Source organism: Thermostichus sp. OS-CIW-33 (genome assembly GCF_054059615.1).
Genome location: NZ_JBSSCH010000013.1, coordinates 40,600 through 64,494, shown reverse-complemented (window position 1 = coordinate 64,494; position 23,895 = coordinate 40,600). Strand labels below are relative to the sequence as shown.

Genomic DNA, 23,895 nt, shown 5'->3' with positions numbered 1-23,895 from the left:
TGGATCGAACTGCACGGGCGGTCGGAAGCAGGAACCCGCCGAGACGACTGCGCAAGGAGCCATCCATGCGTAGCGTGGTAGGAATCTCCGGCCTTTAGGCAGGGGAGGATGTCAATTGCAGAGAGCGAGTACCTTTGCTCAACAGGGTTGAGATTTGTCAACTCTTCTATACAAACCTTCTCAATCCCTTTTTTCAACAACCTTGTAGTCGGTAGAGTGTAGGGCATCTTCTGGGAACAGGCGACGTCAGGATCCTTAGCCCTTAGCTGCCAGGTGATACCGGTCACCGCCCTGAAGCTCTTTTGGGTGCAAGCTGAGAATGGACTGTGGCCACCTCTTCGATCTAGGAGATCGCTCAACCATGCGCAGCCTCTCTTCCATTCTGCTGTTCGGGATCCCTTTGGTAAGCCTAGGCTGGACAGGGATCCCGGTGGTGGCCCAATCCGCCAATCCAGCCCTCTGCCAGCAATTTCCCCAAGACATTCGCTGCACTCTCTCTGCCCCCAGCCAGGTGGGACAAGCGCCGCAACCCACATCCCGTCCTCGGATTGCGGTCTTGGACTTTGATTTCAGCAGCCTCAGCAATCCCTACAGCTTCCGCGAGGCTTCTCGGGGGGTGAGCGACCTGTTGGTGGATCGGCTGGTGAGAGATGGCACCTTTTCCGTCATCGAGCGCTCGCGGCTGGACGCGATCTTGGCCGAGCAGAACCTGGGTCTATCCGGTCGACTGGATGCCAACACCGCTGCTCAGGTAGGCCGGATCCTAGGGGTCGATGCGGTGATCCTCGGCAGTGTGACCCAGTTTGATGTGTCTGTGCGCCGTTCTGGGGGTGGGGCACCAGTCTTAACTCCCTTCGGCAGCTTCCCGCTGGCGGTGGGCGCTGAGTCAGTGGATGCCGATGCCAACGTGCAGCTGAATGCCCGCTTGGTGAGCACCAGTACTGCCGAGATCTTGGCCGTGGTCGAGGGCAAAGGCAACGCCAGCCAGTCGGATAGCACGGTCACGGTTGCCGGCTTTGGCGGGGGATCCGCCACCAGCAACGAAGAGAAGCTGTTGGTATTGGCAAGCCAACAAGCGGTGGAGCAAATTGCCCAGCAGTTGGCCGGTTTTGCCGGGCGCTTGGCAGCTCAGCCTCGCTCTCTGCCAACGGTTGACGCCTTGGTGGCGGATGTCTACGGCAACCAGGTGATCCTGAACAAGGGCAGCCGCGATGGCTATCGGGTGGGATTGATTCTTTCTGTGGAGCGCGTCGTCCGCGAGGTGAAGGATCCGGCCACGGGGGCCGTTTTGCGCAAATTGACCGAGCCAGCCGGACAGATCCAACTGACGGAGGTGGATGACAGCTCCAGTGTGGGACGCATTCTCAGCGGGGCAGGCTTCAAGGTTGGGGATGTGGCCAAGCCTGTCCAATGAGCTTTCCCAAGCCCTATCCTCAGGATCCCTCGATGGGAGCAAAGCCCTGCCGTTGCGTGTTTTCGGTTACGGTGCGCGGCTCTAAAAATTGCAGCAGGTAGTCGGGGCCGCCGGCTTTGGATCCCACGCCGGAGAGCTTGAAGCCGCCGAAGGGCTGCCGCTCCACCAACGCCCCGGTGATCTCGCGGTTGATGTAGAGGTTGCCGACGGCAAAGTCCTGGCGAGCCTGTTGAATGTGGGAAGGGGTGCGGCTGTAGAGACCGCCGGTGAGGGCGTAGGGGGTGGCATTGGCCATCTGCAGAGCAGAAGAAAAGTCCGGCGCTGAGATCACCGCCAAAACCGGGCCAAACAGCTCCCGCTGCGCCAGCTCTGACTGGGGATCCACCTGGCTGAACACAGTGGGGCCGACGAAGTAGCCTTTTTCCGGCACGGGCAGGCTGAGGTCGAGGCGGGCATCAGCCTTAGCCGATTGAATGGCCTGTTGCAGGCGAGCTTGGGCCTCTGCATCGATGACCGGGCCAACTTGGGTGCTGGGGTGGGCTGGATCCCCCACATTTAAAGAGCGCACCGCCTCGATGAGCCGCCCCAAGAACAGGTCGTGAATGGACTGCAAAACGATCGCCCGCGAGCAGGCGGAGCATTTCTGGCCGCTGTAGCCAAAGGCGGAGTTGACCACCCCTTTGACCGCCTGATCCAGGTCGGCGCTTTCGTCCACAATGATGGCGTTTTTGCCCCCCATCTCGGCAATGACCCGCTTGATGTGGTGCTGGCCCGGCTGCAGTTGCGCGGCTTGGGCGAGGATTTGGCAGCCCACCGCCTGGGATCCGGTGAAGGCAATCAGGTGCACCCGCCGGTCTTGAACCAACAGGGGGCCGATGGCTTCGCCCACCCCCGGCAGGAATTGAAAAACACCCTCCGGGATCCCAGCTTCGGCAAGGGCCTTGAGGATAAACTCCGCCAGTTTGGCGGCGATCAGCGAAGATTGCTCCGCCGGTTTGAGGAGTACGCAGTTTCCGGCCACCAAAGCCGCCGCTGTCATGCCACAGGGGATGGAGAGGGGGAAGTTCCAGGGGGCGATCACCACCGCCACACCGCGGGGCTGGTAGTGGTAATGGTTGGTTTCGCCGGGCAGGTTGCACTCCCGTCCCCGATCCAGGGCCTCCATCTGCTGGGCGTAGTAGCGGCAAAAATCGATGGCCTCGGAAACTTCCCCATCGGCCTGGGCGATGGGCTTGCCCACCTCCAGCACCATCCAGGCAGCCAGCTCCGCCCGCTGGGCCTCGATTTGCTCCGCCACCCGCCGCAGGATCCCGGCCCTCACGGCAACGGGGGTGCGCCTCCAGCTGGGGAAGCTGGCTTGGGCCGCTGCCAAGGCTTGCTCCACCTGTTCCGGCTCGGTCAACCCAATTTCCGCCACCACCTGTTCAGGATCCGCAGGGTTGAGGGAGAGCATCGCTTGTCGAGTGGGGCGATATTCTCCGGCAATCCAGGGCTGAACCCTCTGACCCAGTTGAGGCCGGATCTCGTCCAATGCCTGAAGGAAGGGATCCCGCTGCTGGGGCTGGCTGAAATCCGTATCGGGAGCGGCGGCAAACGAGAGAGAAGGAGCCTGGAAAACGGATCCCTCGTCCAAGACCGGCGGGGCCAACAGCTGCTCGGGATTGTAGCCCTGAACGCTTTGCCGCAGGAAAGAGGTGTTGGCGGTGTTTTCCAGCAAACGCCGGATCAGGTAGGCCATACCCGGCAGCAGCTCCCCGTAGGGGCAGTACACCCGCACCCGCTGTCCCTTCTGCACCAGGGCCTTGGCCAGGGGATCGGCCATGCCGTAGAGCACCTGCAGTTCAAAAGCAGACTGGGGCACCTCCAGGGCTTGGGCAATGGCGATGGCTTTGGCCTGAGAGCGCACATTGTGGCTGGCGATGGCGGCGTGGAGATGGGTGTGGTGCTCCAACAAAAGCTGGGTCATGCGCTCAAAATTGGCGTCGGTAGCAGACTTGCTGTTGTAAACCGGCTGCGGCCAGTGCTTTTGCGCCGCCAAGATGGTCTCTTGATCCCAGTAGGCCCCCTTGACCAAGCGCACCGTCACCGGGGATCCCCGCTCTTTGGCCCAGGCGATCAGGTTTTGCAGATCGGTGTAGCTATCCCGCAGGTAGGCTTGCAGCGTCAGGCCAACGTCGGTGCGGCTTTTGAACTCCGGCTCCAGCAGCAGCTCCTGCAAAATGGCCAGGGTGAGGGATTTGTAGCGGTACTGCTCCATATCGAAATGGATCCCGACTCCCAGAGCTTCTGCCCGGCGCAACAGGACGCGAATCCGTTCCCCCACTCTGGTTTTGGCCCCCAGGGGATCGATGGGATCGAACTGGGAATAGAAGGCTGTCAGCTTCACCGACACTTGCGGCACCGGCTGCGGTTGTGGCCAGGTTTTGACCATCTTTGCCAAATGCTCCATCACCTGCAGATAGCGATCCAGGTAGGATTGGGCTTCCGCTTCGGTGATGACGGCTTCCCCCAGCAAATCCAGGGTGAAAGCCATACCCTGCCGGTGCAGAGCTTCCAGAGTTTTGCTGACTTGCTGTAGAGTTTCTCCGGCAATATAGCGGCGGGCCAGAGCTTCCACAGCAGCGGTGAGAGTGCTGGCAGCCAACTGTCCTGGCAGGGAGTCGGGGTCTGCGAAGTTGAGCAGGCTCTTCAGCATCCCCGGCAATTCCACCGCCGGATCTGAAAGATACTCCTGCAAATGGCGGGCCACCTCAGCCTTACTTTTCAAGCTGGGCAAGACATCGATCAAGCGGAACAACTGGGTGCGCAAGTGGGGGTTTTCCATCGCCCAGGCCAGCAGCTTGTCCTCCCAGCGCAGTTGATCTCGCCACTGGGCCAGCAGGGATCGCTTCTCTCCCCAAAGAGAGGCCAACAAAGATTGGGCGAGAGCTTGGGTTTGAGCCTCGTAGGCGGTAGGAGCAGCTTGGGCAACCATCTGATGAACTGGGTGAACTGGGGCGCAGGATCCCTACCATCCTGTCATGGAAAGGATGGAACCTGAGGCCGATTTCGGGAAGATAATGGCAGATGGGGCCACCGCAAATCCTCGAACAGCTACGCCGGGTATAAACAGCTTTGCAGGAGAAACTTATGCAGGCTTTTGTTGCAGGGGCTACAGGAGAAACCGGACGCCGCATTGTCAAAGAGTTGGTGGGCCGCGGCATCCGAGTGCGGGCGCTGGTGCGCAGCCGCGAGCTGGCCGCACGGGTTCTGCCCCCCGAAGCGGAAGTGGTGGTGGGGGATGTGCTGGATCCGGCCACGCTGGAGACAGGCATGGAAGGATGCACGGTGGTGCTCTGTGCCACCGGGGCCAGGCCCAGTTGGGATCCCTTTCAGCCCTACCGAGTGGATTATGAAGGCACCAAGAACCTGGTCGATGTGGCCAAAGCCAAAGGGATCCAACACTTTGTTTTGATTTCTTCTCTGTGCGTGTCTCAGTTGTTCCACCCCCTCAATTTGTTTTGGCTGATTTTGGTGTGGAAAAAACGCGCAGAAGAATACCTACAAAAAAGCGGCCTCACCTACACCATCGTTCGACCGGGGGGCCTGAAAAACCAAGACAACGACGATGGCATTGTCCTATCCAAGGCGGATACCCTCTTTGACGGCAGCATCCCCCGCACGAAAGTAGCCCAAGTAGCCGTCGAAAGTTTATTCCAGCCCGCTGCCCAAAATCGCATCCTTGAGATCATCGCCAAGCCGGGTGTGCCCAACCAAGAATGGAGCGCTCTCTTTGCTATGGCAAGGTAGGTACCGAGCTGCATGCATGCTGCATACCATGCATGCTGCATACATTATGACTATGAGCGAGTATGAACGCGGCTCCCAGTTCCTCAGCAGGCTCGAACTTGGTGGGCGCATGGCACTCCTGGAAAGTCGATCCTGCATTGGTCGATAGTCTGCCGCAAAATGTCGGTGCCAAGCTAAACTTCTCGTTTTGCCCTTAACTTCCCTCTGTCTGGGAACCAGAAGACTTGGCCAACTGCTGCAAACGATTTAAGATCTGCGCCTCAGCGTTAGCATCGTGGAGTCGCAACGTCAGGCGGGGCACCCGCAACGAAGCCGTAATCCGGCCTGAGGGCAGATCCAGCCACACCAGTTGCCCTTGAAAACAGCGACAAGCGGCTCCCCATTCCTGGGCCAGAGCCTCTACCTCCGACCAGGCAAGGCAGCGCGGCAGCAGCAGGTCAGTGGCCCACCCAGCCCCACACTCCCGCCGCCTGAGGACACGCACCTGCATGGATCCCTACACCCGCAAGGACTCCGTCCCGCTGACGCGAGCGGCGTAAAACTCGCACCAGGGATCCCCTTTCTCTCTAGCCTTGGTCTCCTGGCCGTGGAAGAGCCCACCCCGCTGGAAGAGGCGGTTGTAGAAGACTTGATCCAAAACCGGCTTCTGCTGGATGTTGCCGTTGTAGACCAGATTCATCATCGCCGGCACCGCCCCTTGAGCAAAATAGCAGGCGGGATCTTCTGCCCGTGGGTAGGAAGCCAAAAAGTAGTTGGCTTCGTAGTTGCCATCAATGGCCACCCGGCAAGACTGGCCACTCACCACCTCCAAAGCCTGCCAGCGACCCCACCCCAGGCTGCTGGCCACCGCATAGCCGCCGTGGATCCAGTCCGTGTCCTTCTCCAGCATCGGCCCCACCAGGGTTTCCCACTCCACCGATTCCATGATGTTGCCGAAGGTGTAGAACACACAGACATGCCCCGACTCGCGGATGAGAGCTTCTCCCACCCCCATCAGCTCAGCCTGCACCGCCTTCAGCTCCTGTAAAAAGCGATACTGAATGCGGTTGTAGTAGTTGGCAGGCATGCGCGTTAGCAACACGTTAAACGCGCGAATTTGCCCCCGCTCATCTCCGGCCAAAGGCAAGCCCCACAGAGCTTCGTTGACCGCGTCATAGTCCACTGCCGTTACGGGCTGCGGGAACTGGGTTGGCTGCTCAATAAGCTTGCCCATGCCTGGACTGGGAGTCAGCGACTGAGGCTTTGGCAGCCGAGTAACCTGGATTACACAGTGATCCTTACGGGTAACGGCCATGCACTCCGTTTCTTCTGCCGTGTAGCTTCCCAGCTCGCCAAACGTGGCATCCAGAGCTGCCGCCACATAGCCCACCGCCAAGTGGTCAATGGGACGTGTGCGGCTGACCTGCTCTCCGTACTTGCTCAGCCAACCTTCTGCATAGTGAGAATGGGTCAGCTGCACTTCCCCGCCTGAAGGGGTCACCTCAAACGCCAGCCGCCCAAATCCTAAAAAACTGAAGATCTGAGCTGCCACTGCCAGGCGCTCTTGGGTCTCCTGAATGCCAAGAGCCTTGAAAGCTCCGTACAGAAGACTGTAAAAGATCTCCTGGGCTGCCGTGCGCAGGATCCCTACTCCATCGATCCAGTCGGGATCTTCAATAGTCTGCTGCAGGAATAGGTTGTAGTGATGGCAGTGGAAGATAACCGGCTCTCCAAACAAAGTAGGGGCTTTTGGGAAACGCTTTGATGACAACCCGCAACGCCGAAGTGCCGGCCAAGAGGTAGTCCGCCTCTTGGTCGGGGCTGACGGTTTGACAAAGGCGGCTATTGGCCTGCAACAGGTCGCCGGCGTAGGTGCCCAAACGTTCTAGGGCTTGCTCCTCTTGGGAATCGCTGACGTAGGTTACTTTGGCTACTGTGGTACCATCAGTGGCCCGCCCTATCAAAACAGCAATCACGCCCGGAAGGCCGGCAATGTGCTGTTCGACTACGCTGCTGAGGGTTCGGATAGCCATGATCTGACTCCTTCCTGCGGCTACATGGGATAATTTAAGTATATACACGGGATATTGGAGTATCTAGTGAACTAGGATGGATCGGATATTTCCAGAGAAATCTCCTGACCGGCTTAGCTCCAGGGATCCCAGTTCTCGTGAAACTTGCCTTCCAAGATGGCCTGGCGCATCTTTTGGGTGTAGCGCATCAGCTCCGTGATGTTGTGGATAGAAAGCAGGGTATAGCCCAGGATCTCCTGGGCGCGGATGAGATGGCACAAGTAGGCGCGGCTAAAGTGGCGGCAGGTGTAGCAGGGACAGTCGGGATCGATGGGATCCAAGCTGCGGCGGTGTTCCGCATTTTTGATGTTCCAGCGTTGGCCGCGGCTGATCACCGTGCCATGGCGGGCATAACGGGTGGGGATCACGCAGTCGAACAAATCTATCCCAGCGGCCACAGCAGCGCGCATCTCGGCATAGGTGCCCACCCCCATGAGATAACGGGGGCGATCTGCCGGCAGTAGAGGGGCTGTTTGCCGCACAACGGCGTGCATAAACTCGACCGGCTCCCCCACACTCACCCCGCCAATGGCATAGCCCGGCAGATCCAACCGACAGACCTCTTCCACCGCCCGCCGGCGCAGCTCAGGGTAAACTCCCCCCTGCACAATGCCAAACAAAGCCTGATCTGAGCGGCGATGGGCTTTCACGCACCGTTTCAGCCACTGGGTGGTTCGCCGCACCGCTGCTTCCACTTCCTCAGGGCTGGCAGGGTAGGGCGGGCACTCGTCGAAGGCCATGATGATGTCGGCCCCCAGGGCGTTTTGAATCTGGATGGATAGCTCTGGGGTGAAGTGAATGATGCGGCCATCGAGAGGAGAGCGGAACGTCACTCCCTCCTCGTTGATTTGGCGAATGGCGCTAAGGCTAAAGACCTGAAAGCCGCCTGAATCGGTGAGGATGGGGCCCGACCAGCCCATAAAGCGGTGCAGCCCCCCTGCTGCTTGAATGATGCTTTCGCCAGGTTGCAGGTGGAGATGATAGGTGTTGCTGAGGATGATGTGGGCACCTGTCTCCTTGAGCTGGGCGGGGGTGAGGGTTTTCACGTTGGCCAAAGTTCCCACCGGCATAAAGCAAGGGGTTGGGATCCCGCCGTGGGGGGTGACGAAGTATCCTGCCCGCGCTTGAGTGTGGGGGCAAGTGCCCTCACAAGTAAAGGTAAAGTCGGCCAAGGTCAGCGTTATCGGCTTTAATCTTGTGCGCAGCAGAGCTTAGCACAGATAGAGCCGCCGGCGAGGGATCCCTTTTGCCAGCCTTGACAGGGATCCCCTGCTTTGGGCACACTTGTAGATCGCCGCGGAACTGGCGGAATGGTAGACGCGCTAGATTCAGGTTCTAGTGGCAGCAATGCCATCGGGGTTCAAGTCCCCGGTTCCGCACTCCCCCAAAATGGGTTTCAGGGGATACTGCCAGGTTGTCCGGCTTCACCTCCACTTCTAGAGGGCCAGCTCCTTTTCGATTTGGCCAAGCTTGATGCGGGCAAGGGCCAAGTTGCCTTTCTCTCGATCCAGAACCAGATAGAAAAACAAACCAGAGATGTGCTGGACTAGATGCATTAGGTGGTACTGAGTCTCCAGCAGGATAAGAACCTCCTCGATTTTGTCAGTAAGCTTAAGAGACTCAGCAACTCGCATTTTGGCGCGAATTACTTCTGTATTTCCGGCAACTGCCAGCTCCAAGTTCGCTTCTGGGAAGGCGGGACTGTTGGTGCCTTTGTACCCCAAGCACATCCCTGTTTTCCAGTCCCCCAGCGCCACACCCAATGCCCCATCAATACTGAGGGCTTTGACCAAGCTATCTTGAAGCTTCTGCATAGTGAACACTACTCTCCTTGTGGGCAGCCTGTCACTTTATGGTAAGTCTTTTGCCAAAAACTTTCAACTGAGAGCCTACTTTAAAGATAGGGTTTAAAGATAGGGGTAGTCTTATGTCCATATTAGGGTAAGGGTAGTCCATATTGAGACTACTTGCAACATACAAAGTAAAAGTTAAGTATAAATGAACCTATCTTAGGTAGGCCCGGCGGTAGGCCCACCAAGCAGGGGCTCGTGGTCCCATTTGCTTTCTTTGACATCAGTGTAAACACTGAGACCTGGGCCAAGTTGGCCTTTCCTACACTTGGCTGTGGCAACTCTGGGCCAGTTACAGCTCCAACCCTCCCCTCATCTCGGCTCGTTTGCAGGAGCTAGAGTAGCTGACGCAGGCGTGGTGAAAATGTAGTGAACTGAACCAACGGGAAGCTGGTTTGGGGATCGGATCCCTGTAGCTTCCGGTGGAGAGGCTTGGAAGTTATGCTGGGGTTACCTCTTTTACCTTGAGACTATCGACCTCCGAGATCGGTGGATCGGGATCCCTTTCTCTCCGCTTAGTTTGACCTATGCCTAAGGCCCCCCTCCCCCCCAATGAGGAGCAACGGCTGGCTGCCCTGCGGCAGTATCAGATTTTGGACACCGCTCCTGAGAACAGCTTTGACGAACTCGTGCGGCTGGCTGCCCACATCTGCGGCACGCCCATTGCTCTGGTCAGCCTTATCGACGAACACCGCCAGTGGTTTAAAGCCAAATTCGGCGTCGATGTGCAGGAGACCCCACGGGATGTGGCCTTCTGCGCCCACGCCATCTTGTCGCCTAAAGAGCCGCTGGTGGTGCCCGATGCCACTCAGGATCCCCGCTTTGCCGACAACCCGCTTGTTACGCAAGAGCCCCACATCCGCTTCTATGCTGGCATTCCCTTGGTAACTCCAGAAGGGCAGGCCCTGGGCACGCTTTGCGTTGTCGATTATCAGCCTCGGCACCTGACCCCAGAACAACTGGAGCAATTACAAGCCCTGGCCCATCAGGTGGTGGCCCAACTGGAGCTGCGCCGTACTTTGAGGGAACTGGCTCAGACGCCTCTGCTGCCTAAGTCGGGGGATACTAAACCTGCCCGCAAAAACCGCTTTCTCCTCAAAGTTACCGCCGGTTTTGGCCTGGCTGCCTTGCTTTTGGGCGGGATCACCTACTCAGCTCAGCGGAATGCCTCTCAACTGCCGCAGCTTACAGAACGAGTGGCCCACACTCTAAAAGTGATCCAAAACTTGGAAGGATTGCTGGCGGAAACCCGCGCCGCCGAAGCCGGTAAACGTGGCTATCTTCTGACCGATAATCCTCGCTACCTCGGTGAGTACCAAGACAGCCTTGAAGCAATCTCTACCCGTCTGCGCCTGCTGCAGGAACTGACTGTCGACAACCCCCTGCAACAGGAGCGTCTGAAGCGCCTAGAGCTGCTGCTGGAGCAACAGCTACGAGTCATCCAAGACTTGATCCGGCTGAGGGAGCAAGAGGGGCTACTCGCCACCCAGGAAGCCCTGGAAAGCAGCGAAGGGCCAAGGTTGGTGGAGCAAATTGTCGAGTTGATTCGGGTGCTGCAGCAGGAGGAAAATCGCCTTCTGCAGCAACGCAGCCAGGAATTTCAGTTTGCCTGGGTTAGAACCAATCTCATTGCTTTTGGCGGGCTCATTTTTACTTACCTGGTTTTGGCCTCGGTTTACTTCCTCATCCGCCGGGAGACTGCCGAGCGAGAAGAGGCAGAACGATCCCTCAAGCAAGAGCGGGATTTTACCAACGCGGTTATTGATACAGCAGGGGCGCTGGTGGTGGTCATGGATCCAGAAGGGCGTATCCTGCGCTTCAACCGCGCTGCTGAGCAGCTCTCTGGCTACTCGCTGGCAGAAGTCAAGGGCCGGCTGCTATGGGACTTAGGTTTGATCCCACCGGAAGATGTGCCTGGTGTGAAGCAAGCTTTTGAACAGCTCAAGGGCAATCATTCCCTCTTTTTGAATCGCCATGAGAATTTTTGGCGCACCAAGCAAGGGGCACTGCGGCTTATTTCTTGGTCTAACACCGCCCTAATCAACGCTGCCGGCGAGGTGGAGTTTGTCATGGGCACCGGCATCGACATCACCGACCGCAAGCTGGCGGAGCTAGCCCTAAAAGAAAGTGAAGAGCGCTACCGGGATCTCTTTGAAAATGCCACTGACCTCATCCAAAGCGTGGATGCCGAAGGGCACTTTTTATATGTCAACCGCGCTTGGAAAGAGACCTTGGGCTATGACGAAGCTCAGGTCTATCAGATGACCCTCTTCGACATTCTCCATCCCGACTGCCGGGAGCACTGCCAGGCTCTTTTCCAGAAGCTTCTATCGGGGGAGAAACTGGAGAGGGTAGAGACAGCTTTCCTCACGGCCAGCGGTGAAACCGTTTGGGTGGAGGGCAATGTCAACTGCCGCTTTGAAGATGGGGTAATGGTGGCTACGCGGGGCATCTTCCGCAACATTACCGAGCAGAAGAAAGCGGCAGAGGAATTGGAGCGGCAAAACCGCCGGGCTCAGTTGCTAGCCAATCTCAGCTTGAAGATCCGCGAATCTTTGGATATCGCCGAGATCCTAGAGACGGCGGTAACAGAAATCCAAGCCCTGCTCAAAGCCGACCGAGTCTTGGTCTACCGCTTCCAGCCGGATGGCTCCGGGATCATCTCCAACGAGAAAACTCAGCCGGGGATCCCCTCGCTGGCAGGAGAGGTGATCGAGGATCCTTGCTTTCAGGAGAAATACGCCGAGCTCTACAGCCAGGGCCGTATCCAGGCCGTCAGCGATATTTATGCCGAAAATCTGGAGCCCTGCTACGTGGAGCTGCTGCAAAAAATGCAGGTCAGGGCCAACTTGGTGGTGCCGCTGTTTTTGGAGCAGCAGTTGTGGGGGTTGTTGCTGGCCCACCAGTGCTCTGGCCCGCGTCAGTGGCAACCCTTTGAGATGGAGCTGCTATCGCAGTTGGCCAGCCAAATTGGCATTGCCCTCACCCAAGCAGCCCTTTTGGAGCGGGAGAGAAAGCGCAGCCTCGAGCTAGAACAAGCCCGCAAAGCGGCAGAGCAAGCTGCCCAGGCCAAAAGCAGCTTCTTAGCCACCATGAGCCACGAGATCCGCACCCCCATGAACGCGGTACTGGGGATGACGGGGCTGTTGCTGGAGACCCCCCTCAATGCAGAACAGCGGGACTTTGTAGAGACCATCCGCATCAGTGGCGATGCCCTGCTCACCCTCATCAACGACATCCTGGACTTCTCCAAATTGGAGGCCGGGGAAATGGAGCTGGAGATCTTGGACTTCGATCTCCGCTCGTGTCTGGAAGAGGTGGCGGATCTGTTTGCCCCCACTGCCCATGCCAAGGGGTTAGAGCTGGCGGTGCTTATGCCGCCGGAAGTGCCGCGCTATCTGCGGGGAGATGCTTCGCGTCTGCGGCAAATCCTCAACAACTTGGTGAGCAATGCCATTAAATTTACCCACCAGGGGGAGGTGGTGATCCAAGCGGAGGTGCTGCAAGAAACCGCTACCCATGTCCACCTCAGGCTCTCGGTGAGAGATACCGGGATCGGGATCCCGGCGGCGGCGCAGAGCAAGCTGTTTCAACCGTTTAGCCAGGTGGATGCCTCTACTACCCGCAAATACGGAGGTACGGGACTGGGCTTGGCCATCTGCAAACAACTGACAGAACTGATGGGGGGAACCATCTCGGTGCACAGCCAGGAGGGACAGGGCAGCACCTTCAGCGTCGAGCTGACTCTGGAGCGGCAGCCCTACGTCCAGCAGCTTGCCCAGCCTTCTGCTCGTGTCCCGGTGGATTTGCAGGGCAAGCGGCTGTTGGTGGTGGACGACAATGCCACCAATCGCAAGATCCTGCGCTGCCAGGCCACGGCTTGGGGAATGGTGGTGGAAGAGGCCGAAAATGCCTATCAGGCTATGGACAAACTGCGCCAAGCCGTTTGCGAAGGCAGACCCTTCCCCCTGGCCGTTTTGGATATGCAAATGCCAGAGGTGGATGGGGAGACCTTGGGCCGCTGGATCAAGGCAGATCCGCAACTGGCCGAGACGCAACTGGTGATGATGACTTCACTGGGACTGGGGGAGCACTCCCGCCGCGCTGCTGAAATTGGCTTTGCTGCCTACCTGGTTAAGCCGGTAAAACAAAGCCGTCTGCAGGAAGCGCTGGTCATGGCCCTGGGGAAATCTTCTGGCCTCTCCACCTCTCTTTTGGGCATTGGCCCCCCTCTCTCTCAGACGACGCCTATGGCCGACCGACCCCAGCAGTCCCTGCGCATTTTGCTGGCAGAGGATAACCCCGTCAACCAAAAGGTGGCTTTGCGCCAGCTCGAGAGTTTGGGCTACAAGGCCGATGTGGTGGCCAATGGTCAGGAGGTATTGGATCTCCTGCAGCAGGTCAGATATGACCTTATTCTCATGGATTGCCAAATGCCGGTGATGGACGGCTACGAGGCCACCCGCCGCCTACGCCAACAGGAACGGAGATCCGGCCACCGCACAGTGGTGATTGCCATCACGGCCAACGCCATGCAGGAGGATCGGGAGCGCTGCTTGCAGGCAGGCATGGATGACTATCTCAGCAAGCCGGTGCTGAAGGAAGATTTGGAAAGGGTGCTCAACCACTGGAGCCAGGTGATTGCCCAGTCTGCAGCAGGATCCTCCAATGGATCCGCTTCTAAAGCAGCTTCTCCAAGCTCCCCCGGTAGGGACAGGGATCCCTCTTCTTCCACCCAGCCCTACCCCATCGACTCTGCCTACCTGGATCAGGTTTCCGGCGGGGATCGGGGGTTTCAGCGAGAGCTATTGCAGGTGTTCATCCAAGATTGCGAAACCCAGCTTCCGCAACTGCGCCAAGCCATTGCCGGTTACGACGCAGAAAGAATGCGGCGGGTCGCCCACCGCCTCAAAGGAGCCAGCTCCAATGTGGGAGCCAACGCTTTTTGCCAAGTGGTTCGCGAGCTGGAACACTTAGGAGTGGCGCTGGCCCAGCAGGGATCCCAAGGTGATCATGAATGGGCACGGGCTCTGCAGGCCCCAGAAGACCTAGAACGCATCTTGGCTGATATCCGCCAGTACTTGCAGGATTTGGAAGAGTAGATTCCTAGGGATCCCAAGCCTTCTGCACTGCTAGCTTTCACTCCCCGCCCCTCTCCCAGTGGAAGAGGAGAGTCAGCGGCAGAAGCAAGGCAGTGGAAGCTGGACTTAACAGCCTGCATTTCGCTTCCACTTCCATTTGGATTCATTCAGACCTAAATCCAGAATCGAGGGCAATGCGAAAGCCTGGCTGCTTTGCAGAGGGTGGAAACTACAGCCAGGCAAGCAAGGATCTACAGCAGTGTCTTGGGTCTACTGGGATTACATCAGGCCAATTTGAGAGAGGATCCCTTGGCCGGTCAGCAACTCGGTCGCAACGCCAATCACAAAGCCCAACATTGCCAAACGGCCATTCCACTTTTCGGCGAAGGTAGTGAAGCCGAACTTAGCTTCTTGGTTCTCCATGGTTTTAGCTCCATCAACGGGTGACATCTTTAATGTGGCTCAGATATTAAAAAGTGTCAAGTTTTATGTCGAGAGCTAACAAGGGATCCCTAGCTGCTTTTCACGGTTGTCCAGAGGGCGTCGATGAGGCGCAGCTCTTCCCCTGACAGCACTTTAAGGTAGGTGAGTTTGGCAAGGGCCTCTTCGTCAGGGTAGATGGCCGGGTTTTGCCGATCTTCTGGGTTGATCATGGGCAGAGCTGCAGCGTTGGGGGTGGCGAAGCGGTTGTGGTTGCTCAGTTGAGCGCCGACTTCAGCATCCAGGATGAAATTGATGAAGCGATTGGCCAGCTCGGGGTTGGGGGCCTGGGCGGGAATGGCCATTACATCCAGCCAAATGTGGGCACCCTCGCGGGGGACAAAATAGCCGATGTTGGGGTTTTCTTCGGCAGCTTGCAGGGCATCGCCGCTGTAGACGATGGCTACATTGGCCGTTCCAGAAACCAGTTGGTTTTTGCCCCCCACGCCCCCAATTAGGCCGGCACTGCGGCGCTTGGTGTCGATCAAAAGCTGCTGGATCTGCTGCAGTTCGGAGCGAACGGTGGTGTTCATATCGAAGCCCAGGTAAACGGCAGCAGCGCCGATCATGGAGCGCATCTCGTCGATCATCACAAAGGGGCCATACTGCTGCTGCGGGTCGAAAATCAATCCCCAAGAGCGTTCAAAGTTTTCGGGCAGGCGGTCTTTGCGGTAGCCAATGCCGGTGGTGCCCCACTGATAGGCGGCGGTGTAGGTGTTTTCTGGATCAAAGGGCAGGCCGACAAATTTTTCGCCCAGGTTGCTTAGGTTGGGGATCAATTCTTTGTTGAGAGGCTGCAGCAGTCCCAGCTCCAACATGTTGGGCACAATGTAGTCGGTGGGAACAACAATGTCGTACTGGCTGGTGCCTCCCCCCCGCAGTTTGGCCACCATGTCTTCGTTGGATTCGTACACGCTGACCAGCACGCGGCTATTGGTGGCTTTTTCAAAGGCGGTGAGGATGTCGGGATCGATGTATTCTGACCAGATGTAGAGATTGAGGGTCTGCCTCTGGGCAGAGGTAACATGGGGCCAAAACAAAACCAGGACAAGCACACAGCAGAGTAGGGTTGTAGCCGAGGCAATCCACTTTTTCATAAGATTTCTCCGACTGTGAAAAGTTGAAAACATCGTATCTGCTTTCATCCCCCAGCCGGCTACACCCGCGGCTAGGGGGCACGCCTTGGGCAATCGCCAAGCCCCGCAAACTCCGGTTGAGGCTCGGGTACTCACCCTTGTTTCCAAGACAACACCCAAACGGTATCAACGCCTCCGCGAGCGATCCGCCAAAAGCCGCAAAGGCCGATTCTTTCGTCGGATCCCTCGATGCCTTGCGCCACAAGGCTTTCCAGCCCCAAAACCCCCTCGCCGCAGCTCTTTTTGCCGACTTTTTTCCGGATCCCTCGCAAATGGGTCTTGCATTCCTTGCCCTGCTTGGGTTTAATAGGGGTGGAGTTCCCCCTTCGGGGGGATCCCTAGAAATTGGAAACGACTTGTCTCTGTTCTAACCTCTGGTAAAAAGATAAGGTTCCCCCTTCGGGGGGATCCCTAGAAATTGGAAACTGTAGGTGTATTCGATCACCTCGCCACTGGCCGGTTCCCCCTTCGGGGGGATCCCTAGAAATTGGAAACAGGATCTGCTCTTTGGTGTATTTCACCATAACTACCGTTCCCCCTTCGGGGGGATCCCTAGAAATTGGAAACTGTAAATAACCAGTTTGGGGGTGTCTCCAATAACAACGTTCCCCCTTCGGGGGGATCCCTAGAAATTGGAAACCTAGCCACCTTGGCATGTGGTTCATATCGATATTCGACGTTCCCCCTTCGGGGGGATCCCTAGAAATTGGAAACAAGATGCGGACAGCTTCCCAGTCATCCTGTGCAGCTGTTCCCCCTTCGGGGGGATCCCTAGAAATTGGAAACTCGACCATGAGGTTGGCACATGCCAGTCGTATCTATCCTCTACTGTTCCCCCTTCGGGGGGATCCCTAGAAATTGGAAACATTAAACCGCGAGCGTTGCCGCTCTAGCTTTTGGGCTGTTCCCCCTTCGGGGGGATCCCTAGAAATTGGAAACAGCATCCTCAGGGCACCACCAGAACATTCTCTGAGCAGTTCCCCCTTCGGGGGGATCCCTAGAAATTGGAAACTGGAACCCATTTTTCTTCCTACATCCGAGGGCGTACTTAGTGTTCCCCCTTGGGGGGGATCCCTAGAAATTGGAAACCATCGCTCGCCGGTAGGCATCAGGGATCCCATCGGCATGTTCCCCCTTCGGGGGGATCCCTAGAAATTGGAAACCTTGCGGGCTCTGAGAGCCTCCAGGATGTAGTTATAGAAGTTCCCCCTTCGGGGGGATCCCTAGAAATTGGAAACCGGTTTGTGAAGTTGTCCAACGATTCCGTCTTGAATAAAGTTCCCCCTTCGGGGGGATCCCTAGAAATTGGAAACCTCGCTTAGCTGCCTTTGAGCGTAAGGCATAGACCCTTGAAGTTCCCCCTTCGGGGGGATCCCTAGAAATTGGAAACAGCCCCTTTTTGTGTCAGCTCCGCCTTCCGGCGTCGAAACGGGGTATGTTCCCCCTTCGGGGGGATCCCTAGAAATTGGAAACGCTAGACGCATAGCGTCCAAAGTGCATACTTTAGCGTTCCCCCTTCGGGGGGATCCCTAGAAATTGGAAACATGGCAAGAGCTTTTGCCCTCTTCTTCTGACGATTATTGTTCCCCCTTCGGGGGGATCCCTAGAAATTGGAAACAATTCCGCCACCGATCCTGGCTATACTGAGGACACGCTCACCCAAAGTAGGGGTGAGCTTTCACTCGGCAGCGATTCACATGAGTTTTTGGAAGGGCCTGTTCGGGTCAGCAGGAGCTGCTACAACCAAAGAGCCGGCGCAAACAGCTAGGGCCGACCGTCGCCAGGAAACGGTGGTGGTACGAGGGGAGACAATCCTCTTCAGCTTGGATCCCAACTTGGATCTGTACGAGCTAGAGGAGCTCTGCGATGCGGTGGGGTGGTCGCGTCGCCCCATTCACAAGGTGAGAAAAGCCCTGCAGCACAGCTTTTTGGTGGTGTCGATGTGGCAGCAGCGGGGCAGCTACCGTCGCCTCATCGGCTTTGCCCGGGCAACGTCCGACCACGCTTTCAATGCCACCATTTGGGATGTGGTGGTTCATCCCGATTTCCAGGGTAGGGGTCTGGGCAAGCGGCTGATGGAAAAGGTGATCCACGAGCTGCGCGCCCGAGACATCAGCAACATCACCCTTTTTGCCGATCAGGGAGTGGTCAGCTTTTACGAACGGCTGGGCTTCACCGCCGACCCTGAGGGGATCAAAGGCATGTTCTGGTATCCCCGCTAGCGTATGGCCCCTGTGGTGATTTTGCCCGGTTATCTGGCGGGTGCGTCGGAGTATGAGCCCCTGCGCCAAGAGCTGGAAGCCCGCGGCTATGCGGCACGGGTGGTGCCGTTGCAGGTGCGCAGTTGGTTTCCCACGCTGGGGGGAAGGCCTGTCACTCCCATCCTGTGGGCCCTTCGAGAGACCATCCAAAAGACCTGCGCTGAGTTTGGGGTTGACCGGGTTAACCTGGTGGCCCACTCCGCCGGCGGCTGGATTGCCCGCATCTACCTGGGATCCGTGCCCTATGGGGGACAGGTGTGGCAGGGGCGGGAGCAGGTCGCTGCGCTGATTAGCTTGGGATCCCCCCACACCAGCCGGGAGCGCTGGACGAAGCGCAATTTGGACTTTGTCAACACCCACTATCCGGGGGCCTTTTGGCCCGAGGTCAAATATGTGTGCGTGGCGGGCAGGGTCATCCAGGGGCAGAGGTTGAGTCTGGGATCCCTGTGGCGACAGGAGCATTATCTGGCTTGGCTGGCCTACAACAGCTATTGGCTCACGGCTGGACAGGGGGAATTGTGGGGCGATGGCATTACCCCCATCGAGGCTGCCCACCTGCAGGGGGCTGTTAACCTCACTCTGCCCAACTGCTACCATTCCGGTCGGGGTGGACGGCGCTGGTATGGATCCCCCGAGGTGGTGGAAACCTGGGCTCGGTATTTGGCTTAGGGCCGGGGTTTAGCTGCTGGGCTCGCTCGGGTCGGCAAGGGAAGTCTCGGGCAAAGAGGCGGCGGATTGGCGGCGTTCCTGCTGGCGTCGGGCGGCTTTCACCATCTCCTCGACCACAGCCCGCGCCTGCTTCATGCGATCCAAACTGCTGCGATAGAGCTCCAGATCTTTTCTCACCCGCTCTGTTGAAAAGGGCAGCTTGCTCACCACATTCTCCAAAAAGCGGCGGGTGCGTTCTTCTGGTTCTTCGTAAAGGGACTTGGCCACAACTTCATAGGCTGTGTAAAGGCCAACAGCTAAGACCCGGCTGTAGGCGTAGGGCGGCTGAGTCATGCGCTCCAAAATGGCTTTCAACCCACCCACATCTTCCGCCTCTGGCTTGAGACAGAGGAGATCAAGTCTTTGACGGGGATCCCCGCTTCCCATCAACTCCAGCAGATCGCGGGCATTCTTGCGCAACACCTCCGGCTTGAGGTGCAGAGCCTTACAGAGGGCGTTGAAAATGGCTTCTCGCTGCTCAGGGGGGTGATAGGCTTCCATCAGCCCGTCGTAGAGGGTGACCAGCCCCAAGGCAAAAAACGGATCGTAGACGAAGGTGCTGTTGACGGTGGTCAGGTGCAGCTCCACCAACAACTCCTCCACCACCCGGCGATAGACGGCGTTGATCGGGCGAGGGTAGGCGCTGAAAAAGGCCGCTTTGGTGGCGGAGAGGGTGCGAACAGGATTCACAGGCAGACAAAAATGAGCTTGAGGATGGCTTCTCTGTTTTTTTATTCTCACCTGTGCTGACCCTGAGGGCAAGCTGTGTTGACATCCTCCCCGGCCTGAAGGCCGGAGATTCCTACCACGCTACGCATGGATGGCTCCTTGCGCAGTCGTCTCGGCGGGTTCCTGCTTCCGACCGCCCGTGCAGTTCGATCCACAGGCCATCCGGGCTGACACGGGTGGTTCACCCACCCGCATCCCGACCGCAGCGTCGGCCGTGTCCTGCCCTTCGTCTCGCAACAGCTGTATCCCGCGAGCAAGGATGTTGATGGCACCGACCAGAAAGGCCTCCGGCCCGCTGCCGCTCCCTGCCCTGAAGGACGGGGCTTGCCGCGCCTTTTGGTCAGGGTGCGTACTCTTCAAACTCGCTCCAAAAAGGCCACCCCCTCCACATGCCCGGTTTGGGGAAAGAAGTCAGCCGCCCGCCATTGGGTAAGGCGATAGGATCCCTCTGCCAGTAGGATCTGCAAGTCTCGCGCCAAAGTGGCAGGGTGACAGCTAATGTAGACGATGCGTGGTGGTCGTCGCAGCTTTAGGGTCTCGAGCACTTGGCGGTCGCAGCCGCGCCGCGGCGGATCCAGCACCACAATGTCGGCAGGGGGCAGGGTCGGCAAAACCTGTTCCACCGTGCCCTGGAAAAATTGGGCTGAGGCGATACCGTTGAACTGGGCATTGTAGCGGGCTTGGGCCACCGCTTCCGGCAAAGCTTCCACCCCCATCGCCCGTTTCGCCCGTTGCGCCAGCAGCAAGGTTAAGGTGCCGATGCCACAGTAGGCATCCAGGATGGTTTCCTCTCCCCGCAGGTTCAGTTGGTCGGCTATCCAGGTAAAAAAGGCTTCTGCTTGCTCTGTGTTGACCTGGAAGAAAGAGGTGCTGTCGATCCAGAGGGAAAAACCGGCAAATTCCTCCCGCAAAGACCCCCGACCGGCAATCACCTCAGTCTCCGGGCCGAAGATGGCATTGGTGCGGGCCGAGTTGAGATTGAGACAGACCCCCACCAGGTCAGGGTAGCGCTGCATCCAGCGTTCGGCCCAGCTTTCCAGATGGGGCAGGCGACGACTGCAACTGACCAAGGTCAGGAGCACCTCGCGGGTGCGGCGACCGATGCGCAAACCCAAGTGGCGGAGATGACCTTGGTGACGACTTTCGTCGTAGACACTCCAGCCCGTTTCTTGGAGATCCCGCTTGATTTCCCTCAGGAACACATCCAGCCGCTCGTCTTGCACGGGGCATTGGTTGAGGTTCACCAGGCGGTGGCTGCCCTGTTGGTAGTAGCCCATGCGCAAGGGCTGGCCCTCCGGTTTGGCCATGGGGTAGGTGACCTTGTTGCGATAGCGCAGCGGCTGCTGGGATCCCAAAATAGGGACAGGCTGCGGCAGAGTCAGACCGCCAATCCGCTCCAGTGCATCCCTGAGGATTTGCTGCTTGGTGGCCAATTGCTGGGCATAGCTGACATGTTGCCATTGGCAGCCACCACATTTGTCCGCCACAATGCAGGCTGGTCGCACCCGTTGGGGAGAGGGAGAAATCAGCGACCGAATTCGCCCGACCAAGTAGTTGCGCTTGATCTCGGTTATTTGGGCCACCACCTGATCCCCGGGCACCGCCTGGGACACAAACACCACTCGCCCTTGTCCAAGTCCTACCGTGTGGGCAATGCCATCTCCCTGGGGGGTCAGGGCCGTGACCTCCAACGCCAAGAGATCCCCAGGTTTAACGGGATCAGGAAGGACGGAAGGGATCGGATGTTCCATTAAGCCGTTTCGCCGAAATTCGAAGTAACTACAACCATAGGTCAGGTCTGTGTTGGCTGGAGTCAGTATTGCCGAAAAAAGCTGTAGCAGGGCAAAAAGCATGTCAGCCGCCAACTGCTGACAGGGATTGAAAACCCGATCCAATGGAGTGGATTACTCCTTGGTCAAAGCAGATAGAGAAGGCAAAACATCTTCTCGAAAAGGAACCTCGTTTTGATTCACATTCTCCAGCTCGGCCAACATGAGAGGGTTAACCCGGTTCAGGTAGGGCACCAAAACCTGTTGTAGCCTTCGGCTGTAGAAGCGGTGGTAGCTGTACACAGGCGTGGCCGGAAATCCCCGTCGAATCTTATGGGATCCCCCTGCGCCGGGATCAAAGTTGCGGATCCCTTCTCGGATGGCGAGGGCAATGGGCTCGTAGTAGCAAACGTTAAAGTGCAAAAACTTCACCTCCTCCCGACAACCCCAGTAGCGCCCGAACAGGCGATCTCCCTTACGAATACAAAAAGACATCCCCACAATTTCTGCATTCCGTTCCCCGGCCACCAGCACAACTCGCTCCCGATAGTTGGGATAGAGAGACTCGAAAAAGCGGCGATTGAGATATTTGCTCCAGTTCCAAAATTGGGCGCAGGTGTTGCTGTAAAAGTCGTACATGAGAGACAACAGGCGGGGCGTGATCTCCTCTCCTGTGTAAATCTTGAGTTCTAGGCCGCTTTTTTCCATTGCAGCCCGCTCTCGCTTGATGTTGCGCCGCTGGTTGGCATTGAACTGGCTCAAAAAGTCTTCGTAAGAGCGGTAGCCGGGGTTGTGCCACTGGTAGTTGTGGGTGATCCGGGGCGTAAATCCATCCGACTCCAATTGAGTCCGCCAGTCCAGATCTACATAAAGCAAGCTAAACACCGAAATATCTTTCTCTTGGCAAAACCGGTCAATGGCTGCCAGCATCAACGACCACACCTCTGCTTCCGAATACTCGGGATGGACGAGGATGCGATAGCCCGTGGCCGGGGTGAAGGGGGCCATGCCGATTAACTTCGGGTAGTAGCGTTCCCCCAATTGGCCGGCAACTGCAGCCCATTCTTGGTCAAAGACAAACTCCCCCTGGCTGTGGCTTTTCAAATACAAGGGGGCAGCAGCAACCAACTGGCCGTCCGCCTCCACCAACAGGTGACAGGGCAGCCACCCTGTCCTGCGGCTGGCACAACCTGAGCTCTCTAGGCTGTGCAACCATTCGTATTCCAAAAAAGGAGAGGTGCGCTCCGTTTGCAAGGCGTGCCAGGCCCCTGCTGGGATCTCGCGAATATCGTGGCACCAGCGCCATTTCAACCCGGTTGACATTTGCCTGCCTGGATCAGACCAACCCGCCGTGCAATTGCCTCAGCTTGGCCGGGAAAAGGCCCCCCAATGCTCTTGCCGACTCAAGAGGGGATCCTCCGCCGCCAAATGCAGCACCTGGCAGGATCCCTGCGCCTGCTTGATTATGGATCACCCTGAAGCGGGGTCGGAAACCACCCTGCTGCTCCTTTGCCCGTCCACAACTTCCCCGGCGGAAAACCACACTTGTGGGTTCTGGTTTGATTTTAATCGGGATCCCTGGGCTCGTAGTAACGGTTGGCCAATTCCAAAGCCATCTGAAACTTCTGCTCGCGGGTGAGGTCAGCCCGTCGGGCAATGTGAGCAAAGCGGTTGATATCTGGGGGCAGGAAGTCGAAAGGACGCTGTTCCCGCACGATGTCCAAGACCAAATCGCAAAGGGCCTGCTGGTAATCGTTATAGAAGATCTCTCCCAAAGCCTTGAGCCGTCCATCGGGCACCGGATTGTTAAAGTCGATGGCCTGGAGCTCTCCCTGCTCGTCGATAAATAGCTCCACCGAGTTCATTTCATAGCCCAAAACTCGATTGATAATCCGACAGGTATTGATGACTTTCTGGCCCATTTCCGGCGTGAGAAATTCTGGATCAAACAGATATTCGCTGGCATCGAACTTGCGAAAGATATACTTGATCGGAATGATCTTTCGGCCAATGCAGAGGGCGCGAATCTGCCAAGGGTAAGGGGTTTTGACCTTCTCTTGGATCATCATCACCTGAGATCCAGAGCGGTCGTAAAAATAGAGGAGCTGCTCCATGTTGTGGGCTATTTCTACTCCAATGGCCTCTCGCCCCTCCGCCGGCTTAATCACAATTGGCCAGCCCAGATCTTCCGCCATCCCCTGCCAATCGAAAAACTTGTGATACTTAAAATCTTCTGCTTTCAATGCGGGGGCTTCTTTAGGGGGCAGAATGTAAGTTTTGGGGATGGAGATCCCCAGCTCTTTGACCACCATGTAGGCAGCATCTTTGTTGCGCAGGTAGTAATAAAAGCTAAAGGGGTTGTTGATGAGGTAAACCCCCCGAAAGGCAAAGCCCATGAATAGGCCGATGGCTTGGGGGTAAAGGTAGCTGAAGCGATCCAGGATCAAGCGATACTTGGTGCGGTAATCCAGGTTCACCTCGTGAATGGTGACATGTTCGGCCCGGATCTTGTAAGTTTGGCCGTTGCGAGCTTGAACAGGGGGAAGTGCGTTGAGGCGGGCCAGAGTATCGTCCCCAAAAGGCTCGCTGAAGTGCAGGCTGCCAACCCAATAGTCTTCAATCATCAA

General features: G+C 57.5%; 17 protein-coding genes, 1 tRNA gene and 1 CRISPR repeat array. Of the genes, 6 read left to right on the top strand and 12 right to left on the bottom strand.

Features of this window, described 5'->3' with window-relative positions; genetic code table 11:
- Positions 1 to 361: 361 nt before the first annotated feature.
- A complete protein-coding gene (locus ACVWZG_RS10350) occupies positions 362 to 1,414 on the top strand; it encodes a CsgG/HfaB family protein (protein WP_457406970.1) in 1,053 nt (350 codons plus the stop codon).
- 19 nt (positions 1,415 to 1,433) lie between these two features.
- On the opposite strand, the gene pruA is transcribed toward ACVWZG_RS10350, so the two are convergent.
- A complete protein-coding gene (gene pruA / locus ACVWZG_RS10345; protein ID WP_457406968.1) occupies positions 1,434 to 4,388 on the bottom strand; it encodes an L-glutamate gamma-semialdehyde dehydrogenase in 2,955 nt (984 codons plus the stop codon).
- A gap of 155 nt (positions 4,389 to 4,543) precedes the next feature.
- On the opposite strand from pruA, the gene ACVWZG_RS10340 reads away from it, so the two are divergent.
- Positions 4,544 to 5,203, top strand: a complete 660-nt coding sequence (locus tag ACVWZG_RS10340) for an SDR family oxidoreductase (RefSeq protein ID WP_414427278.1) — start codon at positions 4,544 to 4,546, stop codon at positions 5,201 to 5,203.
- A gap of 193 nt (positions 5,204 to 5,396) precedes the next feature.
- Here ACVWZG_RS10340 and ACVWZG_RS10335 read toward each other — a convergent pair whose 3' ends face one another.
- The 4 genes from ACVWZG_RS10335 to tgt all read right to left on the bottom strand — a co-directional run bounded on the left by ACVWZG_RS10335 (position 5,397) and on the right by tgt (position 8,426).
- Positions 5,397 to 5,693 (bottom strand): hypothetical protein, encoded by a 297-nt coding sequence (locus tag ACVWZG_RS10335; protein ID WP_414357874.1) that lies wholly within the window; start codon positions 5,691 to 5,693, stop codon positions 5,397 to 5,399.
- Positions 5,694 to 5,699: 6 nt separating this feature from the next.
- Positions 5,700 to 6,920, bottom strand: a complete 1,221-nt coding sequence (locus ACVWZG_RS10330; RefSeq protein ID WP_457406964.1) for a hypothetical protein — start codon at positions 6,918 to 6,920, stop codon at positions 5,700 to 5,702.
- A complete protein-coding gene (locus ACVWZG_RS10325) occupies positions 6,856 to 7,215 on the bottom strand; it encodes a hypothetical protein (protein WP_457406962.1) in 360 nt (119 codons plus the stop codon). Before ACVWZG_RS10325 ends, ACVWZG_RS10330 begins: the two co-directional genes overlap by 65 nt.
- Positions 7,216 to 7,328: 113 nt before the next feature.
- A complete protein-coding gene (gene tgt / locus ACVWZG_RS10320) occupies positions 7,329 to 8,426 on the bottom strand; it encodes a tRNA guanosine(34) transglycosylase Tgt (RefSeq protein ID WP_457406959.1) in 1,098 nt (365 codons plus the stop codon).
- A 124-nt stretch (positions 8,427 to 8,550) separates the two neighbouring features.
- On the opposite strand from tgt, the gene ACVWZG_RS10315 reads away from it, so the two are divergent.
- Positions 8,551 to 8,633: transfer RNA gene (locus ACVWZG_RS10315), tRNA-Leu, on the top strand.
- Positions 8,634 to 8,690: 57 nt separating this feature from the next.
- Here ACVWZG_RS10315 and ACVWZG_RS10310 read toward each other — a convergent pair.
- The gene (locus tag ACVWZG_RS10310; protein ID WP_414394347.1) at positions 8,691 to 9,068 is read right to left on the bottom strand and encodes a hypothetical protein; all 378 of its coding nucleotides are present in this window, start codon (positions 9,066 to 9,068) and stop codon (positions 8,691 to 8,693) included.
- Positions 9,069 to 9,631: 563 nt separating this feature from the next.
- Between ACVWZG_RS10310 and ACVWZG_RS10305 the strand changes: the two genes are divergently transcribed.
- Positions 9,632 to 14,206, top strand: a complete 4,575-nt coding sequence (locus ACVWZG_RS10305) for a PAS domain S-box protein (protein ID WP_457406957.1) — start codon at positions 9,632 to 9,634, stop codon at positions 14,204 to 14,206.
- A gap of 258 nt (positions 14,207 to 14,464) precedes the next feature.
- Here ACVWZG_RS10305 and ACVWZG_RS10300 read toward each other — a convergent pair whose 3' ends face one another.
- Both ACVWZG_RS10300 and ACVWZG_RS10295 read right to left on the bottom strand, forming a co-directional pair.
- A complete protein-coding gene (locus tag ACVWZG_RS10300) occupies positions 14,465 to 14,608 on the bottom strand; it encodes a chlorophyll a/b-binding protein (RefSeq protein ID WP_041436191.1) in 144 nt (47 codons plus the stop codon).
- 89 nt (positions 14,609 to 14,697) lie between these two features.
- The gene (locus ACVWZG_RS10295; protein ID WP_148202683.1) at positions 14,698 to 15,762 is read right to left on the bottom strand and encodes a polyamine ABC transporter substrate-binding protein; all 1,065 of its coding nucleotides are present in this window, start codon (positions 15,760 to 15,762) and stop codon (positions 14,698 to 14,700) included.
- A 356-nt stretch (positions 15,763 to 16,118) separates the two neighbouring features.
- Positions 16,119 to 17,419: a CRISPR direct-repeat array (repeat unit 36 nt; unit sequence GTTCCCCCTTCGGGGGGATCCCTAGAAATTGGAAAC).
- A gap of 79 nt (positions 17,420 to 17,498) precedes the next feature.
- On the opposite strand from ACVWZG_RS10295, the gene ACVWZG_RS10290 reads away from it, so the two are divergent.
- A complete protein-coding gene (locus ACVWZG_RS10290; protein WP_414343795.1) occupies positions 17,499 to 18,023 on the top strand; it encodes a GNAT family N-acetyltransferase in 525 nt (174 codons plus the stop codon).
- Positions 18,024 to 18,026: 3 nt separating this feature from the next.
- Positions 18,027 to 18,731: an esterase/lipase family protein gene (locus ACVWZG_RS10285; protein ID WP_457406954.1), complete on the top strand. Its 705-nt coding sequence runs from the start codon at positions 18,027 to 18,029 to the stop codon at positions 18,729 to 18,731.
- A 9-nt stretch (positions 18,732 to 18,740) separates the two neighbouring features.
- Here ACVWZG_RS10285 and psb29 read toward each other — a convergent pair whose 3' ends face one another.
- The 4 genes from psb29 to ACVWZG_RS10265 all read right to left on the bottom strand — a co-directional run bounded on the left by psb29 (position 18,741) and on the right by ACVWZG_RS10265 (position 23,892).
- Positions 18,741 to 19,460, bottom strand: a complete 720-nt coding sequence (gene psb29, locus ACVWZG_RS10280; protein WP_457406952.1) for a photosystem II biogenesis protein Psp29 — start codon at positions 19,458 to 19,460, stop codon at positions 18,741 to 18,743.
- A gap of 395 nt (positions 19,461 to 19,855) precedes the next feature.
- Positions 19,856 to 21,250, bottom strand: a complete 1,395-nt coding sequence (gene rlmD, locus ACVWZG_RS10275; protein ID WP_457406950.1) for a 23S rRNA (uracil(1939)-C(5))-methyltransferase RlmD — start codon at positions 21,248 to 21,250, stop codon at positions 19,856 to 19,858.
- A 153-nt stretch (positions 21,251 to 21,403) separates the two neighbouring features.
- Entirely contained in the window at positions 21,404 to 22,591 is a 1,188-nt protein-coding gene (locus ACVWZG_RS10270) for a GNAT family N-acetyltransferase (RefSeq protein WP_011432151.1), read from the bottom strand.
- 242 nt (positions 22,592 to 22,833) lie between these two features.
- Positions 22,834 to 23,892, bottom strand: a complete 1,059-nt coding sequence (locus ACVWZG_RS10265; protein WP_041436180.1) for an ATP-grasp domain-containing protein — start codon at positions 23,890 to 23,892, stop codon at positions 22,834 to 22,836.
- Positions 23,893 to 23,895: the final 3 nt, after the last annotated feature.

Bases quoted from the DNA above. Each gene is read 5' to 3' on its own strand.
- ACVWZG_RS10350 (WP_457406970.1), top strand. From the start codon at position 362: ATGCGCAGCCTCTCTTCCATTCTGCTGTTCGGGATCCCTTTGGTAAGC.
- pruA (WP_457406968.1), bottom strand. From the start codon at position 4,388: ATGGTTGCCCAAGCTGCTCCTACCGCCTACGAGGCTCAAACCCAAGCT.
- ACVWZG_RS10340 (WP_414427278.1), top strand. From the start codon at position 4,544: ATGCAGGCTTTTGTTGCAGGGGCTACAGGAGAAACCGGACGCCGCATT.
- ACVWZG_RS10335 (WP_414357874.1), bottom strand. From the start codon at position 5,693: ATGCAGGTGCGTGTCCTCAGGCGGCGGGAGTGTGGGGCTGGGTGGGCC.
- ACVWZG_RS10325 (WP_457406962.1), bottom strand. From the start codon at position 7,215: ATGGCTATCCGAACCCTCAGCAGCGTAGTCGAACAGCACATTGCCGGC.
- ACVWZG_RS10310 (WP_414394347.1), bottom strand. From the start codon at position 9,068: ATGCAGAAGCTTCAAGATAGCTTGGTCAAAGCCCTCAGTATTGATGGG.
- ACVWZG_RS10305 (WP_457406957.1), top strand. From the start codon at position 9,632: ATGCCTAAGGCCCCCCTCCCCCCCAATGAGGAGCAACGGCTGGCTGCC.
- ACVWZG_RS10300 (WP_041436191.1), bottom strand. From the start codon at position 14,608: ATGGAGAACCAAGAAGCTAAGTTCGGCTTCACTACCTTCGCCGAAAAG.
- ACVWZG_RS10295 (WP_148202683.1), bottom strand. From the start codon at position 15,762: ATGAAAAAGTGGATTGCCTCGGCTACAACCCTACTCTGCTGTGTGCTT.
- ACVWZG_RS10290 (WP_414343795.1), top strand. From the start codon at position 17,499: ATGAGTTTTTGGAAGGGCCTGTTCGGGTCAGCAGGAGCTGCTACAACC.
- ACVWZG_RS10285 (WP_457406954.1), top strand. From the start codon at position 18,027: ATGGCCCCTGTGGTGATTTTGCCCGGTTATCTGGCGGGTGCGTCGGAG.
- rlmD (WP_457406950.1), bottom strand. From the start codon at position 21,250: ATGGAACATCCGATCCCTTCCGTCCTTCCTGATCCCGTTAAACCTGGG.
- ACVWZG_RS10270 (WP_011432151.1), bottom strand. From the start codon at position 22,591: ATGTCAACCGGGTTGAAATGGCGCTGGTGCCACGATATTCGCGAGATC.
- ACVWZG_RS10265 (WP_041436180.1), bottom strand. From the start codon at position 23,892: ATGATTGAAGACTATTGGGTTGGCAGCCTGCACTTCAGCGAGCCTTTT.